The 15,297-nt window shown below is 58.5% G+C and carries 12 protein-coding genes; 5 read left to right on the top strand and 7 right to left on the bottom strand.

Features of this window, described 5'->3' with window-relative positions; genetic code table 11:
* Nucleotides 1-50 precede the first annotated feature (50 nt).
* From AB1748_RS03615 to AB1748_RS03605, 3 genes are read right to left on the bottom strand one after another with little or no spacing between them, the layout of a single operon-like run.
* Nucleotides 51-866 carry a carbohydrate ABC transporter permease gene (locus AB1748_RS03615; RefSeq protein WP_367396012.1) on the bottom strand — a complete coding sequence of 272 codons (816 nt, stop codon included), beginning with the start codon at nucleotides 864-866 and terminating at the stop codon, nucleotides 51-53.
* Nucleotides 866-1,738 carry a carbohydrate ABC transporter permease gene (locus tag AB1748_RS03610; RefSeq protein ID WP_111141334.1) on the bottom strand — a complete coding sequence of 291 codons (873 nt, stop codon included), beginning with the start codon at nucleotides 1,736-1,738 and terminating at the stop codon, nucleotides 866-868. Before AB1748_RS03610 ends, AB1748_RS03615 begins: the two co-directional genes overlap by 1 nt.
* 57 nt (nucleotides 1,739-1,795) lie before the next feature.
* Complete coding sequence (locus AB1748_RS03605) at nucleotides 1,796-3,127, bottom strand: extracellular solute-binding protein (protein WP_367396011.1); 1,332 nt, start codon at nucleotides 3,125-3,127, stop codon at nucleotides 1,796-1,798.
* A gap of 550 nt (nucleotides 3,128-3,677) precedes the next feature.
* On the opposite strand from AB1748_RS03605, the gene AB1748_RS03600 reads away from it, so the two are divergent.
* Together AB1748_RS03600 and AB1748_RS03595 are read left to right on the top strand one after the other, a co-directional pair.
* Nucleotides 3,678-4,277: a GNAT family N-acetyltransferase gene (locus AB1748_RS03600; RefSeq protein WP_111141332.1), complete on the top strand. Its 600-nt coding sequence runs from the start codon at nucleotides 3,678-3,680 to the stop codon at nucleotides 4,275-4,277.
* 12 nt (nucleotides 4,278-4,289) lie between these two features.
* Nucleotides 4,290-5,381: an ABC transporter ATP-binding protein gene (locus tag AB1748_RS03595; protein WP_367396010.1), complete on the top strand. Its 1,092-nt coding sequence runs from the start codon at nucleotides 4,290-4,292 to the stop codon at nucleotides 5,379-5,381.
* A 57-nt stretch (nucleotides 5,382-5,438) separates the two neighbouring features.
* On the opposite strand, the gene AB1748_RS03590 is transcribed toward AB1748_RS03595, so the two are convergent.
* Both AB1748_RS03590 and AB1748_RS03585 read right to left on the bottom strand, forming a co-directional pair.
* Complete coding sequence (locus AB1748_RS03590) at nucleotides 5,439-6,557, bottom strand: ROK family transcriptional regulator (RefSeq protein WP_111141330.1); 1,119 nt, start codon at nucleotides 6,555-6,557, stop codon at nucleotides 5,439-5,441.
* 40 nt (nucleotides 6,558-6,597) lie between these two features.
* Nucleotides 6,598-7,482, bottom strand: coding sequence for a BadF/BadG/BcrA/BcrD ATPase family protein (locus tag AB1748_RS03585; protein ID WP_288360268.1), 885 nt, complete (start codon nucleotides 7,480-7,482; stop codon nucleotides 6,598-6,600).
* Between the two features lie 270 nt (nucleotides 7,483-7,752).
* On the opposite strand from AB1748_RS03585, the gene AB1748_RS03580 reads away from it, so the two are divergent.
* Nucleotides 7,753-8,910, top strand: coding sequence for a Gfo/Idh/MocA family protein (locus AB1748_RS03580; protein WP_111141328.1), 1,158 nt, complete (start codon nucleotides 7,753-7,755; stop codon nucleotides 8,908-8,910).
* A 151-nt stretch (nucleotides 8,911-9,061) separates the two neighbouring features.
* Here the strand turns inward: AB1748_RS03580 and AB1748_RS03575 are convergent, their stop codons facing one another.
* Nucleotides 9,062-10,303 (bottom strand): MFS transporter, encoded by a 1,242-nt coding sequence (locus AB1748_RS03575; RefSeq protein ID WP_288360264.1) that lies wholly within the window; start codon nucleotides 10,301-10,303, stop codon nucleotides 9,062-9,064.
* 391 nt (nucleotides 10,304-10,694) lie between these two features.
* On the opposite strand from AB1748_RS03575, the gene AB1748_RS03570 reads away from it, so the two are divergent.
* Nucleotides 10,695-11,294: a hypothetical protein gene (locus tag AB1748_RS03570; RefSeq protein ID WP_233499015.1), complete on the top strand. Its 600-nt coding sequence runs from the start codon at nucleotides 10,695-10,697 to the stop codon at nucleotides 11,292-11,294.
* Nucleotides 11,295-11,570: 276 nt separating this feature from the next.
* Nucleotides 11,571-13,958 (top strand): glucose/quinate/shikimate family membrane-bound PQQ-dependent dehydrogenase, encoded by a 2,388-nt coding sequence (locus AB1748_RS03565; protein ID WP_111141877.1) that lies wholly within the window; start codon nucleotides 11,571-11,573, stop codon nucleotides 13,956-13,958.
* Nucleotides 13,959-14,013: 55 nt separating this feature from the next.
* On the opposite strand, the gene AB1748_RS03560 is transcribed toward AB1748_RS03565, so the two are convergent.
* The gene (locus tag AB1748_RS03560) at nucleotides 14,014-15,219 is read right to left on the bottom strand and encodes an MFS transporter (RefSeq protein ID WP_111141883.1); all 1,206 of its coding nucleotides are present in this window, start codon (nucleotides 15,217-15,219) and stop codon (nucleotides 14,014-14,016) included.
* Nucleotides 15,220-15,297: the final 78 nt, after the last annotated feature.

Here is a 15,297-nt window from a genome sequence, read left to right as displayed (position 1 = left end):
CAAACCTTTGTCTGGCCGCCAGTGCGCCGTTTTGTGCGGGCTGTCACAGATTACTTCACGGCACCTTCGGTGACGCCGCTGATAAATTTGCGCTGGAAAATCAGGAACACCGCGATCAGCGGCATAATCACAATCATCGCGCCCGCCATCAGCACCGGAATGTCGATGGTGTTTTTGTTCTGGAAAAACATCATGCCAATCGGCAGCGTGCGCAGCTCATCTTTATTGACCAGAATCAGCGGGATCAGGAACTCGTTCCAGGTCCAGATAAACAGCAGCAGTCCCAGGGTCGACAGGGTCGGCCAGATGGCAGGCACCAGAATGCCCCACAGGATTTTGACCCGCGATGCCCCATCCATGACCGCCGCTTCCACCAACTCTTTGGGCACCTGCTGAAACGCACTGGCGATCATCAGCGTGGTAAAGGGCAGCGACAGCGCAATCTGCGGCAGGATCAGCGCCAGATAGGTGTTGGTCAGCCCCATCCAGCGCAGTTCGTGATAGAGCGGAATGATAAAGGCTTCACTCGGCAGCACCATCCCCAGCGCCAGCATCGCAGCAATCACTTTTTTCCCCGGGATCTTCAGCCAGGCAAAACCGAATCCGGCCAGGATCCCCAGCAGCACGCTGAACAGCACCACCGGGATCACCACCAGCACCGAGTTGAGGAAGTAGACGTTAAAATGTCCCTGCTGCCACGCGGTCAGATAGTTTTTAAAATTCAGCGAGGCGGGCAGCGTGAAGACCCCCTGAAACAGCTCCATCTGGGTTTTAAACGAGGTCATCAGCGCCATCAGAAACGGCAGAATCGTCATCAGCGCCACAATCCAGATCAGCGCGCGTGAAATGATCGGCGTGCTTCGCATCAGTAACGCTCCTTTAAGGCCAGATGGATCAGATAGTTAATGCCTAAAACAATGACCATGCTGAACACCGCCACCGACGAGGCGTAGCCAAAGTAGTGCAGGTCAAAACCCTGCTTATACATAAAGATATTGGTCACCATGGTCGAGGTGCCCGGCCCACCCTGCGTCATCACATAGACCAGGTCGAAGGCTTTCAGGCTGGCGATCACCGTCAGCAGCAGCGCAATCCGCAGTTCAGGCCGCAGGCCGGGCAGCGTAATCCGCATAAACTTCTGGCGACGCGATGAGCCATCCAGGTCGGCGGCTTCCAGCAGCGAGGGATCCATGCGCTGCAGGCCCGCCATAAACAGCACCAGACAGAAGCCGAAGAAGTACCAGGTCGCGACCAGCCCCACCGCAGGCAGCGCCCAGGTAAAATCGCCCAGCCAGGAGAGCGCCAGCTGCGGCAATCCTATTGCGCGGAGGATCTGATCGATCGGCCCGAACGCGGGGTTATAAAGCCAGCGCCACACCACGCCCAGCACCGCCATCGGCATGATATAGGGCAGGAAAAAGAGAATGCGCAGCACGCTGCGTTCGCTGTTGTTGCGCGTCTCATACAGAAAGCTGCAGAGCAGCAGGCCGACGCCAATCGGCAGCAGGGTGTAGAACAGCATCAGGAGGGCGTTGTTACCCAGCGCGATCCAGAACACCGGATCGCTGAACATCCGCAGATAGTTGCTGAGGCCGCTGAACACCGGCAGCGAGGTGCCATCCCATTCAGTAAAACTGATGCCCAGCGAGGCCAGCAGCGGGAACAGCAGAAACACCGCATACACCAGCACCGCAGGCAGAACATAGAGAAAATTACGCCAGCCGCTTAAATTCAACATAACCTTACCCGTGGTTCGGAACGATGCTCAGGCCCGGCGGTCTGCCGGGCCTCCGGCTTAATGCTTCAGGGTTTTCAGGTAACGCTGATAGTTGTTATCAAAGTTGACGACCATCTGATCGGCGGTCAGACGGCCTGCCAGCAGCAGCTGGACATTCTGGTTCAGTTCGGCGTTCATGGTCGGTGTCGCCCAGTCTACATAGTGGCCTAAACCGTCGTAGTCGTTCAGCGTCAGCCAGACCTGATACGCCTCCGCCAGCAGCGGATTATCCGCAGGCATTCTGGCCGCTTTGTTGGTGCTGGCGGGCAGGAAACCGACCTTCAGCCAGCGATCCGCCATCGCATCGGAAACCATATAGTTGATGAACTTCGCCGCGCCATCCTGCTGATCCCTGCTTTTGGCGGTGCTGGTAATAGAGAACGCCAGATCGGTTCCGCCCACCATCAGCGGTTGTTTCACACCCTCACCGGCAGGCATCGCGGCGAAGTGAATATCTTTGTTGTCTTTAAACTGGCCAAGATACCAGGTGCCGCTGACCAGGAAGGCCGCCTGGCCGTTCTGGAACAGGGTTGCCGCATCGTCGTGGCCGATGCCCTGGAAGCCCGGGAAGAAGTAGCCTTTGTCGGTCCAGCTCTTCATCATGGTGGCGGCATTCACCAGTTTGCTCTCTTTGAAGGTGCCACCCACATCGTAAATCAGGTTGTCCAGCGTCTTGCGGTCGCGGCTCTCAATCTGCGCCTGCCACAGCGTACTGAGCAGCTGCTGGCCCATATTGCCATCGAGCAGGCCCAGCATCATCGGGGCGGTGCCCTGCTGTTTCAGCTTCGCCATGGCGCTCTCCAGCTCGGCCAGCGTTTTCGGCACCGCGATACCCGCCTTGTCCAGCAATGCTTTGTTGTAATAGAGCCCCACCATTTCGCCCAGGCTGGCGATGCCGTAAAGCTTACCGCTGCCAAACTCGCCGCTGTCTGACCAGCGGTTACGCTTCAGAATCGAGTCCGGGAAACGGTGGGTCCAGCCGTTGCTGGTGGCGTAACTGTCCAGCGGCAGCAGCAGCTTATCTTTCACCAGCGAGCCCATATCGCCACCGCCCTGGTTAACCTGAGCGATCTGCGGGCCATCACCGGCGGTCAGCGCCAGTTTGAGCGGAATACGGGTATCTTCGAAAGAGTGAACCGAGCGATTAATCACGATGCCAGGATTCTGCTGCGAAAATTCCTTAATCCCTTCATCCACTGCGGCCGTCTGCTGCGGATAGTTATAGATATCCCACTCATTCAGGGTTACGGCGGCGTGGGCGACATGCGAGACGCTGCCCGCCAGCAGGCTCGCTGCCAGCAGCCGACCCACATTGCGAATTCGGAACGAACGAACGGAGGAAACAGACATTATGCTCACCTTCTTCAGACCAGGATCGGCATCCCTTCATCTCACCGCCTGACATCCTGCAGGCTGCAGCCGCACACAAACGCACTCACTCATACTTACTTTAATAAAAAAATAAAGTCAAACAGCCCGCGCGGGGAATTGCAACGCTGTGAGCACGCGCAAATAAACAACAAAAGAGCAGAAAATTCAGCACGCCGCGCTGCGTCTGCGCGCATCAGCCGGTGCGGTATTCCGCCACCTGCCGCTTATCCCACAGAAGATGCCTGCGCGATAATCGCAAAATAACATCCTGATAAAACATATGAAAATCCTATCACGCTCACACTTTTCTCTTTTCGCTGGCTGTGAAACGGCTGCCAGACGCCCTGTTACGGGCGTGCTGGCGATCACAGTTGTGCATCCTGATGCCGGTAAATATTGCCGAACCGGCCGGGTTAGTGCGATAAGGTAATTATTCTATCTTGAAAACTAAGTCCGCTTTTATTAACGTAACTTTCACCTGCGAAGCGGTTCACGCTCTGACCGGTTCACTCACTCACGAGAATTCACCATGGCGAATCAAGGTGTCATCCGTCCGGCCACACCGGCGGACTTTCCGGCGCTCTACCGCATCTGCCTGGAAACAGCCGATGCGGGCGGCGATGCCCGTGCGCTCTACTCCGATCCCGACTACCCCGGCCAGCGTTTTGCCGTGCCCTACGCACGATTTGCGCCGGACTTTGCCTTTGTGCTGGAGCGGGAGGGTGAGGTGCAGGGTTATGTGGTCGCGGTGCCCGATACCCGCGCGTTTGAAGCCCGGCTGGCGGCCGAATGGTGGCCGGCGCTGCAGGCGAAATATCGCGACCGCCACGCCAGCGCCCCGCTCGACGGCAAAATTCTTGACGCCATCCGCCATCCCGACCAGGCCGCAGACAATCTGGTGACGCAGTGGCCGGCTCATCTGCATATCAACCTGCTGCCCGCGGCTCAGAAAGGGGGATGGGGGCGACGGATGATTGAGCATGAACTGGCGGCGCTGCGTGCCGCCGGTGTGACCGGCGTTCATCTGGGGGTCAGCCTGCAGAATGAGCAGGTCTGTGCCTTTTATCAGCGCATGGGGTTCACCCCGATCCTGCGCAGCAATGCCATCTACATGGGCCAGTTACTCTGAGTGAGGTAGCCGATGACCAGCCTGCGCCTGCAGAATGTGAAGAAGTCCTATGAACATGTGAATGTCATTCATGGCATCGATCTGACGATTAACAGCGGCGAATTTGTGGTGTTTGTCGGGCCATCCGGCTGTGGCAAATCCACGCTGCTGCGGATGATCGCCGGGCTGGAGGAGATCAGCAGCGGGCAGTTGCTGATTGATGAACAGGATATGACGCAGCAGCCCGCCACCGAACGTGGCATCGCCATGGTGTTCCAGTCCTATGCGCTCTACCCCAACATGACGGTGCGCGGCAACCTGGCCTATCCGCTGGAGGTGATGAAGAAGCCGAAAGCGGAGATCAACCGCGCGATTGAGCAGACCGCCGCCCGCCTGCACCTCACCGAACTGCTTGATCGTCTGCCGCGCGCGCTGTCAGGCGGACAGCGGCAGCGTGTGGCGATTGGCCGGGCGATCATCCGTCACCCCCGGATTTTCCTGTTCGATGAACCGCTCTCTAACCTGGATGCCGAACTGCGTTTGCAGATGCGGATTGAGATCGCCCGCCTGCACGCCTCGCTCGGCAACACCATGATCTATGTGACGCACGATCAGCTGGAGGCGATGACGCTGGCTGACCGCATCGTGGTGCTGCGCCAGGGCCGCATCGAGCAGGTTGGCGCGCCGCTGGCGCTCTATCACGACCCGGATAACCTGTTTGTCGCCGGTTTTATCGGCTCGCCTAAGATGAACTTCCTGCGGGCAGAGATCAGCGCCACGGGCGCGGGTAAGGTGCAGCTGCGGGTGCCGGCGCTGAAAATTGAGGCGCTGACCCTGAACATCGCCGCCGCTTGCCACGAAGGGCAGACCGTGACGCTGGGCATTCGTCCCGAGCACTTCCAGCCTGCCGCCCGCACGCCGGATGCCGTGCACTTCTGCGGTGAGCTGGCCTATGGCGAGATGCTGGGCCACACCAACTATCTCTATCTGGATATCGGACGTGAGCAGATGCTGGTGGTGGAGGAGCGCGAGGCGACAGCGCGCGATCTGGGCACTCAGGTTGAACTGGGCTTTTCCGCCGCGCACTGCCTGCTGTTTGATGAGCAGGGAATGCGCCTGCGTTAAGGACAACGCGGAAACAAAAACGGGCGCCGCGGCGCCCGTTTTTATTGGGAGGGGGATTCAGGTGACGGGTTCTTCATCGGCCTGCGCCGCCAGCAGATCCAGCAGCCGGTTAACGGCAAAGCCTGCCGCGCCCAGCGCCCACATCCGGTTCGATTCTGTCAGGAACTGCAACGGCGTCATGTGCGGCGTCAGTTTCAGCCGGTAGGCCTGGAAACTCTGGGTGATGTGATCGAGCAGGATGCGCGACGCCATGTGCGGCTCCATCGCCAGATAAACCACATCCGGATCGTAGGCCACAGAGAGGTTCGCCAGCGAAATCCCCAGCTCGCGCCCGGCCTCTTCCAGCGCCGCCAGCACTGCGGGTGTGGGCCGCTGGTCCAGCGCCTGTAGCGTGACGCCCTCATCCGGCTCCTGCTCCGCAAGGCGTTGCAGAATAGCCCGCGACGAGGCGACATCCTCCAGCAGCCGCAGCGAACCGTCCGCCACCAGCCCGTTGCCAATCTCCCCCGCCTTGCCGTGACGCCCGCGATAGAGCTGACGGTTAAGAATGATCCCTGCCCCGATACCTTTGCCGTAGGTGGCGATCACCGCCGACTGCGCGTTGCCGAGCTGACCAAAAACCATCGCCGCCATCGCCATCGCGTTGGCATCGTTTTCGATAAAGACCGGCAGAGAGAAACGCGCTTCCAGCAGGCGCGCAATCGGCACGTTGTCCCAGCCGAGCACCTTGGAACGGATGCAGTAGCCATTGTCGGCGTCGACCAGGCCCGACAGGGCGAGGCCGATTGCACCAACCCGCTTCTCCTCCACACCGCGCAGAAACTTTGCCAGTGCATCGCCAAGCTGACGTGGCGTCAGCGTTCCTTTTGGCATCTGCTGCTCGCCCAGCAGGTTGCCGCTGAGGTCGGTCATCACGATCAGGTTACGTTCGGCATTGAGCTGAATACCAATCACGCTGGCGCGATCGGCATTGAGCCCCAGCAGCGTCTTTGGCCGTCCCATCGAGACGCGGCGTAACCCCAGCTCCTGCACAATCTCCTGCGCCAGCAGGCGATTCGTCGCCTGAGACACGGTTGACATGCTCAGTCCGCTGCGAACTTTCAGGTCCGACTGGCTGATCGGCGCATTTTCAACAATCAACCGCAGAATGCGCGCGGTTACGTTGGGAGCGGTCATAAATTCCTCGGGTTAGCGGGCTGAACGGAGTAAGCCAGCGTCAGATCGTTAATCGGGCAGGTGTCAGCTGCCGGGCCAGGATCAGCGCGCCGCTCAGGGCATCACCCTGAGGCGTCACCAGCCGGGCCTGAACGGCCTCATCCAGCCAGGGCTGGATCGGGGTGGCGAGCCCGCCCATCAGGGCCACTGGTCCGCTGCTCAGGGCGGTCAGACGGCGAACCATCAGGCCGATATCGGCGGCGGTCTGCTGCAGCAGCTCCTGGGCATGGCGATCGCCCGCGTCGGCGGCCGCAAAGATCTGCGGCACCACGCGCGCCCAGTCCGCAGGCGTGGCGGAGCGCGTCCAGAGCAGCATGGTTTCCGGGCTGTGGTCAAACTGCGCCATCAGTTGCCGGGTCAGTGCGCCAGGCGGAACAATGGACTCGTGGGCTAGCAGCGCCAGACGCAGCGCACGACGGCCCAGCTCCGCGCCCGACCCCTGATCCGACAGGGCAAAGCCCCAGCCGCCAAGCAGCGTAAAGCGTTCGCCATCCCAGGCGGCCCCCTGGCTGCCGGTGCCGATGATAAAGACGGCGCCAGGCGCGCCCGCGTGGGCGCCTGCACAGGCGATCTCCACATCGCTGACAACCTGTAACGCCGCGCAGGCGGGCTGCCAGCTGGCAAGCCGTGCCTGCACCGAGGCGACGTTGGCTCCGGCTAAGCCGGCGACCAGCGCGGTCTGCGCCAGCGCCTCTGCGGTTAATCCCGCCTGTAAGAAAACGAGGTCGATCAGCTGATCAACGCAGCTCAGCGCCGCGTCATAGGCTGACCAGACGTTGGCAGGACCGCCCGTGGCTTCGGCCAGCAGACGCCCCTGCCGATCGGTTAACCGCGCGCGACACTGTGTACCGCCGCCATCAATGCCAAGAAGATAGTGTGGTTGCACGCGATTCCTTCCCGGAGTAAGGGTTATAGCCATAGTGAGCGAACGATAGGATAAAAAAACTTAAATCGCAATCACAAATAAATATGGCAAAAAGATATTGTCAACTTTCCCTTATTTTACATCGCTATAACAAAAAACCCTCTCGCAAAACGCGCAGCGCGTTATTGACATTACTTTTTCTGTCGTAATAAGTTGATGGTCAGATTATCAACAGCCACGCCGCTTACCGGCAGGCCAGACATCATCCGATTTCAGAAGCAGGGGTTTATCATGAAAGTAGGCATTATCGGTCTTGGCTTTCGTCTGTCCCACGTAATCAAAGAGTTCAGCAGGGCCGACGACGCCTTCTCGGTGGTGGGGTATTACGATCCGGCTCCCGCCGGACTGCCTAATCTGCACAGTTTTGGTATCGCACCCGGTCAGGCCTTTGACTCCATTGATGATCTGCTGAAACAGGGTGGAATGGATGTGGTGCTGGTAGGTTCACCCAACTTTCTGCATCTGGAGCATGTGGGTCAGGCGCTGGCGGCGGGTTATACGGTCTTTACCGAAAAGCCGGTGGTGATCAATGAAGAGCAGACGATGGCGATGGCGAAGCTGGTGCGCGAGTATGGCGAGGCTCGCATCCTGGTCGGTCTGGTGCTGCGCTATTCACCGCTCTATCACGACCTGCTGGCGGCGCGCGACGCCGGACAACTGGGCGAGATCACCTCTATTGAGGCGACAGAGCACATCAAGCCTTATCACGGTGCCTTCTTCCAGCGCGACTGGCGGCGCCTGGAGAAGTATGCCGGCCCCTATATTCTGGAAAAGTGCTGCCACGACATCGATCTCTATCAGGGCCTGCTGCAGCAGCGTCCGACCCGCGTCGCCAGCTTTGGCGGTCGCAAATCCTTTACGCCCGCTCATGCTCCGCAGGGCGCTGTCACGCCTGATTCCGCCATCTATCATGAGAAGCCCAGCGGCTGGTCCAGTACCGATGCGGTGTTCGACAGCGATGCCGACATTGTGGATTACCAGACCGCCCTGATCGAATACGAAGGCGGTGCGACGCTTGCCTTCCACGCCAACCTGAACGTGCCGGATGAGTTCCGCCGTTTTTGTGTGATGGGCACCAGCGGCATGGCGGAGGGCGACTTTGTCCGCAACTACTTCCGCGTACACAATGCCCGCACCGGCGCAAAAGAGGTGGATACCGCCTACAGCGGCAACGCCTATGATGGCCATTACGGCGCGGATGCGCTGATGGCCGCAGAAATTGTCAAACATATTAAACAGGGAACACCGCTGAAAGTGTCAGTGGTGGACGCGCTGGAAGCGGGCCTCACTGCCATCAAAATCGATGAGGCACGCAAAACCCGCAGCGTTGTGGACATGCGTGAAAGCTGGCAAACATTTGACGCCAACCTGGGAAAAACCGGGGCCTGACGGCCTCCCGCCTGCGGGTCAGACTCCCCCTCTGCCCCCGGCCTGAACTGGCAGTGTGACTGGTCCCCCTACTGAACTGGCCTTCGGGCCAGTTATCTCTTTTTTCTCCCCCGGAAACTGAGCCTGCCGGGTCAATACCCGTACCGCCGCCCTAAACCAGACCCGCCTCATTCTCCAGCCTCTGACGCCGCCGCAGATGCGGGAACAGCTTCATCCAGAGCGCCACCACAATCAGCGTTCCGATGCCGCCCAGCGCCGCCGCCGGGGCCGCACCCATCCAGGCCGCCAGCAGGCCTGACTCGAACTCGCCCAGCTGATTCGACGTGTTGATAAAGATGGCGTTAACCGCATTCACCCGCCCGCGCATCGTGTCCGGCGTATCAAGCTGCACCAGCGCGCCCCGGATCACCATACTCACCATATCAAAACCGCCCAGCGCACAGAGCGCCAGCAGCGAAAGCCACAACTGCGTGGAGAGCGCGAACACCAGCGTGGCAAGGCCAAACCCCGCCACCGATCCGAACATGATCATCCCGACATGCTTTTCCAGCTTGTGGCGGCTCAGCCAGATGCCGACCAGCAGCGCACCCACCGATGGCGCGCCGCGTAACATCCCCAGCCCCCAGGGTCCGGTATGCAGAATATCTTTGGCAAAAATCGGCAGCAGCGCCGTTGCGCCACCCAGCAACACCGCAAACAGATCGAGCGAAATCACGCCCAGTACATCTTTGCGCTCACGGATGAAATGAATTCCGGCGAACAGATTTTTCATATTCATCGGCAGGCGGCTCTGCGCCGGGCGCTCGTAACGCAGCAGGCTCACCAGAATCAGCGAAATCAGATAAAACAGCCCGGAAACGCCATACACCACCTGCGGTCCCGCGACATAGAGCAGACCGCCGATCGTCGGCCCGACAATAACCGCCGCCTGCCCGCCTACGGAGTTCATCGCCATCGCCCGCGTCAGAATCGAAGGCGGCACCAGCGACGGCAGCATTGAAGACATCGCAGGCCACTCCAGCGCCTTCGCCACCGCGATCATAAATACCAGCCCCCATAATTCGCTGCGGTCAGCCGTCTGGAATAAGGTAAGCACCACTAATGCCACCAGCGCAGCAAATTCCACCAGCTGTCCCAGCAGGACGATACGCCGCCGGTCATACTGGTCCGCCAGGTGGCCCGCAGGAAGCGCCAGCAACACCGACGGCAGAAACTGCATTAAACCAATCATCCCCAGCGCCATGGCGCTGTTGGTCAGCGCATAGATCTGCCAGCTAATCGCGACCGAAAACATCTGGAATCCAAAAGAGGAGCAGGTCCGCGCTGTCCAGAAAGCGACAAATGCCCGATGTTGCCACAGCGACGCTTCCGCCGCCGATGCCTTAAATTTCATCTCTTATCCCAAATCAGGTGAGGAAAGCCGCCTCTTAGCGCGGTGTTATTGGTGTGAGGATGGAGGTGTTAATACGCGCGGCGGCCAGACGGTCTGCCACGACGGCATGAGCCCGCTGCGCCGCTAACGGCCCCGTTCCCGGGCAGCACCAGGCGGTCCACCGCTGATTATTACCAGCCTACTGGTCCCGACTTATGAATATATTCCAGTACATCATCAGATGCCAAAGGAATTATCCTCGCCCTATTAATGGATTAATTTACTTTTTCACGCAACAAAGAGGTGATTTAGATTAAGGAGTTGATCTATATTTATTCACGCATTCAGAAAAATGCGACTTTTTATATGCCTGATTATCAACACCTTCTTTTTTATTACATTTATAGAGATAATGAGAAACAGTCTATATAACCCTTATGTTACTGAACCTATTCACCATGTTAAGCGTAATGTTACCGGCATTTGCTATAGCGTGCCTTATCTTCAGCAAAACCAGGACAGCCGCAATATACTTAATACAAACAACATTATTTCACTTCACAACCAAATTGCTACTGAAGCAGCCTTAATGATTATTCCGGTTGAAGATCTTCGGCTGCGGGGAATTATTGCGGTGCCGGACGCCTGGTCACATTTACAGAATGGACGCGTCCGGATAGGCATCAATTATTCCAGCCTGGCCGCACATAGTGCGTCACTGCTTGAATTAACGGATAAATTTGATTTCTGGCTTTATGATTTTGCGCCACCGGGCGCAGACTGGCGACTGCTGGAATCCTTTCCTTTTTCAGGGATTGTTTTAACCGAAGCGTTCTTTAAAGACAATTATGAAAAATTTACCTTTCCCTTTTTTATGGCGACATTCCGGGATAAAGGGGCAGAGGTCATCGTGCGGAGTCAGACTCCCCCATTAACCGCTGAGCAGTTTGCTGAGATAAATATCAGCGGCTGGCAACAGCAACGTTCGGACGGCGATCTTATTAGCAGCTGATTCACAAATCCTGCCTTCCGGCGTTAAGGGCACACGGCGGTGCGCTTAACGTCCTCCAATCCCTCATAAAATGTCGTACTACTCTATTTGTTAAGCGTTTTGAGCTAAAAAAATCAAACCTCGATCTAATTTTGCTATAACATTTAACACAAAAGGATCAGCTGTCTTATCGGAAGAGATACTCAAGAACACCCTTAATCATTTGTACTTGATAACTGGAAACAGCCTATCTGGTTGTTTTCGCGTGTTTTATGGCAACAAAACGAGGTCGATATTATGGGGAAAAACTCCTCATCTTTTGGCGTAGTTCGTTTCCTGACCGTGCTGTTCGCAGTGCTGACGGGTGCGTTTATGCTGATTGGCGGTGGCTGGTTAGCCGCCATTGGTGGTTCCTGGTATTACGTTTTCGGCGGTGTGGTTATGCTTATCACCGCTTATCTGCTTTCCCGTCGTAAAAGCACCGCACTGGTTCTCTACGCGCTGCTGCTGATCGGTACCCTGATCTGGGGCGTCTGGGAAGTGGGCACTGACTTCTGGGCACTGGCACCGCGCACCGATGTGCTGGTGATTTTCGGTGTCTGGCTGATCCTGCCGTTTGTTTATCGCAGCTTCAACGCAGGCAGCAAAGCTGCGCTGGGCACCATGGCCGTTGCGCTGATTGCCAGCGCCATCGTTCTGGCCTATGCCGTCTTCAACGACCCGCAGGTTATCAACGGTTCAGTGCCGGAAACGGCCGATAACGCCCCACAGGCTACGCCACTGAGCACCATCCCGGATGCTGACTGGCCCGCTTACGCGCGCGACCAGCAGGGAACCCGTTTCTCTCCGCTGAAGCAGATTAACCACGAGAACGTGAAAGAGTTGCAGGTTGCCTGGCAGTTCCAGACCGGCGACATGAAAACGCCTAACGATCCGGGTGAAATCACCGACGAAGTGACGCCGATTAAAATCCGCGACACGCTCTACCTCTGCTCGCCACACCAGATCCTGTTTGCACTGGACGCGGCAACCGGTAAGCAGAAGTGGAAATTTGATCCGGGCATGAAGGTGAACCCCACCTTCCAGCATGTGACCTGCCGTGGTGTCTCTTATCACGAAGTGCCGGCTGCTGATGCCGCAAACAGCCAGCCTGCGCTCTGCTCACGTCGTATCTACCTGCCTGTCAACGATGGCCGTCTGTTTGCCCTGGACGCTGAAACCGGCGAACGCTGCCCGGCATTCGGTATTAATGGCGAGCTGGATCTGCAGCACAAACAGCCTGTGACCACCGCAGGTATGTATGAGCCGACCTCACCGCCCGTCATCACCAACACGACTATCGTGATGGCAGGCGCAGTGACCGATAACTACTCCACACGCGAGCCGTCAGGCGTCATTCGTGGCTTTGATGTCAACACCGGTAAACTGCTGTGGGTGTTCGATCCAGGCGCGAAAGATCCCAACGCGATTCCGGCGGATGAACACACCTTCACCATGAACTCACCGAACTCATGGGCTCCGGCGGTGTACGATCCGAAACTGGATACCGTTTACCTGCCAATGGGTGTGACCACGCCAGATATCTGGGGCGGTAACCGCACACCAGAGCAGGAGCGTTACGCGAGCAGCGTGCTGGCACTGAACGCTACCACCGGTAAGCTGGTCTGGTCTTATCAGACCGTCCATCACGACCTGTGGGATATGGACCTGCCGTCGCAGCCGACGCTGGCCGATATCACGGACAAAGATGGCAACACCGTGCCGGTGGTTTATGCACCAGCGAAAACCGGTAACATCTTCGTGCTGGACCGTCGCACCGGTAAGCCCGTCGTCCCGGCACCAGAAACACCCGTGCCGCAGGGTGCGGCGAAAGGCGATCATGTTGCCGCCACTCAGCCCTACTCTGAGCTGACCTTCCGTCCGAAGCAGAATCTGACGGACAAGGACATGTGGGGCGCGACGATGTTTGACCAGCTGGTGTGCCGCGTGATCTTCAAGCGCCTGCGCTATGAAGGTCCGTTCACCCCGCCATCTGAGCAGGGCACCCTGGTCTTCCCGGGCAACCTTGGTATGTTCGAATGGGGCGGCATTGCTGTCGATCCTCACCGTCAGATCGCGATTGCTAACCCAATGGCGCTGCCGTTTGTCTCTAAACTGGTTCCACGCGGTCCGGGCAACCCGATTGAGCCGCCGAAAGGCGCTGAAGGCGGTTCAGGCACCGAAACCGGTATTCAGCCGCAGTATGGCGTGCCTTATGGCGTCGAGCTGAATCCGTTCCTGTCACCGTTTGGTCTGCCATGTAAACAGCCTTCGTGGGGTTACATCTCTGCGGTGGATCTGAAGACCAACGACGTGGTGTGGAAACAGCGTATCGGTACCGTTCGCGACAGCGCACCGGTTCCGCTGCCGTTCAAAATGGGGATGCCAATGCTGGGTGGTCCTATTACCACGGCCGGTAAGGTCTTCTTCATCGGCGCGACCGCAGACAACTACCTGCGTGCGTTCAGCACCGATACCGGCGAACTGTTATGGCAGGCACGTCTGCCAGCGGGCGGCCAGGCGACACCGATGACCTATGAAGCGAATGGCAAGCAGTACGTTGTCATCGCGGCAGGCGGTCACGGCTCGTTTGGTACCAAACTGGGCGACTATGTGATTGCCTACGCGCTGCCAGACCAGAAGTAACTCATCAGACGGTGAATAAATTCAGGCGGACTCCGGTCCGCCTTTTTTGATCGCGCTAGTGACGCATTGCGCGCCAGTTGAGCCAGCCACAGAACAGCATCACCACGCAGGTGGCCAGAAACACCGGTCGCATCCCGAACGCCCCACCCACCAGCCCGCCGAACAGCGGACCGCTGACCTGGCCGATATACTGCGCCGATGTGGAGTAGCCCAGCATCCGTCCGACCTGAGAACCCGGTACATTGTGACGAATGATCGCGGTGATACAGGGCATCAGCCCGCCCAGCGCCATCCCCATCAGAAAACGCAGCAGCACCAGTTGCCAGGCCGCGCTAATAAACGCCTGCGGGATCAGCAGCAATCCGCTCACCAGCAGTCCGCCGGTCAGCACCCGCCAGTGGCCCACCCGGTCTGCCAGCCTTCCCAGCCGGGGAGCCGCCAGGACTGTCCCCAGCGCCGCCGCGGACATCACCAGTCCGGCGGTCAGCGTAATCTGATGGTCACCCTGTACAAATTCCCCTACGTAGAGCGTAATAATTGGCTCAATCGACATGCTGGCGAAAATCAGCAGCATGCCGGAGAGCCACATCAGCCGGACCAGGCGACGATTTACCGGCCGCTCATCAGGCGATGCTGGCTGACCGGCGCGCGCCGCCGCCGCAGACCGCGGCTGCTCTTTCAGTAAAAAGGTGGTGGCGAGGAAGGCCAGAAAAATCACCGCGCCGGTCAGCCAGAACGTCTGACGGATACCGATAAACGGCGGTAACACGCCGCCCAGCAGCGGCCCGGCCACGTTACCGGCCATGATGCCGGACGCGAGCATACCCAGCGCCCAGCCGGTGTGCGCTTTCGGCGTCTGAGCCGCCACCAGAATGGTCGATCCCGAGGCATAACCGCCCAGTAATCCTGCCAGCAGGCGCAGCGCCACCAGCTGCCACGGCGCCGTCGCCATGCCTGTCAGCGACATGGCAATCGCCATCCCGAGACTGGCCCGGATCAGCATCAGCTTACGACCATACCGATCGGCCAGCCTGCCCCACAGCGGCGCGGTCAGGGCCGCGCTGAAAAACGTCGCGCCATAGGCAAGACCGGACCAGCGAGCGATAGCGGCAGGCTGCTCTACCCCCAGTTGCTGCACATAGAGCGGCAGAAAAGGCAGCAGCAGCGTCATCGCCACAATGGTGGTAAACGAGCCAACGACGCAGACCGCGAGGTTACGTCTCCAGTGCTCAGACTCTGCCGCTTCGGGTGACGGGTGCATAATAATGTCCATTGAGTGATCAGGAAGACAGGCTAACCAGGCGCAACGGATAACAACAGTCATAGCGGGATAGTTACT

Source organism: Pantoea sp. Ep11b (assembly GCF_040783975.1).
Classification (GTDB): Bacteria; Pseudomonadota; Gammaproteobacteria; order Enterobacterales; family Enterobacteriaceae; genus Pantoea.
The sequence above is the reverse complement of the archived record's forward strand: the minus strand, read 5'-3'. Positions and strand labels throughout refer to the sequence as shown.

Coding starts and splice junctions, on each gene's coding strand:
- AB1748_RS03615 (WP_367396012.1), bottom strand. CDS start 866: ATGCGAAGCACGCCGATCATTTCACGCGCGCTGATCTGGATTGTGGCG.
- AB1748_RS03610 (WP_111141334.1), bottom strand. CDS start 1,738: ATGTTGAATTTAAGCGGCTGGCGTAATTTTCTCTATGTTCTGCCTGCG.
- AB1748_RS03605 (WP_367396011.1), bottom strand. CDS start 3,127: ATGTCTGTTTCCTCCGTTCGTTCGTTCCGAATTCGCAATGTGGGTCGG.
- AB1748_RS03600 (WP_111141332.1), top strand. CDS start 3,678: ATGGCGAATCAAGGTGTCATCCGTCCGGCCACACCGGCGGACTTTCCG.
- AB1748_RS03595 (WP_367396010.1), top strand. CDS start 4,290: ATGACCAGCCTGCGCCTGCAGAATGTGAAGAAGTCCTATGAACATGTG.
- AB1748_RS03590 (WP_111141330.1), bottom strand. CDS start 6,557: ATGACCGCTCCCAACGTAACCGCGCGCATTCTGCGGTTGATTGTTGAA.
- AB1748_RS03580 (WP_111141328.1), top strand. CDS start 7,753: ATGAAAGTAGGCATTATCGGTCTTGGCTTTCGTCTGTCCCACGTAATC.
- AB1748_RS03575 (WP_288360264.1), bottom strand. CDS start 10,303: ATGAAATTTAAGGCATCGGCGGCGGAAGCGTCGCTGTGGCAACATCGG.
- AB1748_RS03570 (WP_233499015.1), top strand. CDS start 10,695: ATGAGAAACAGTCTATATAACCCTTATGTTACTGAACCTATTCACCAT.
- AB1748_RS03565 (WP_111141877.1), top strand. CDS start 11,571: ATGGGGAAAAACTCCTCATCTTTTGGCGTAGTTCGTTTCCTGACCGTG.
- AB1748_RS03560 (WP_111141883.1), bottom strand. CDS start 15,219: ATGCACCCGTCACCCGAAGCGGCAGAGTCTGAGCACTGGAGACGTAAC.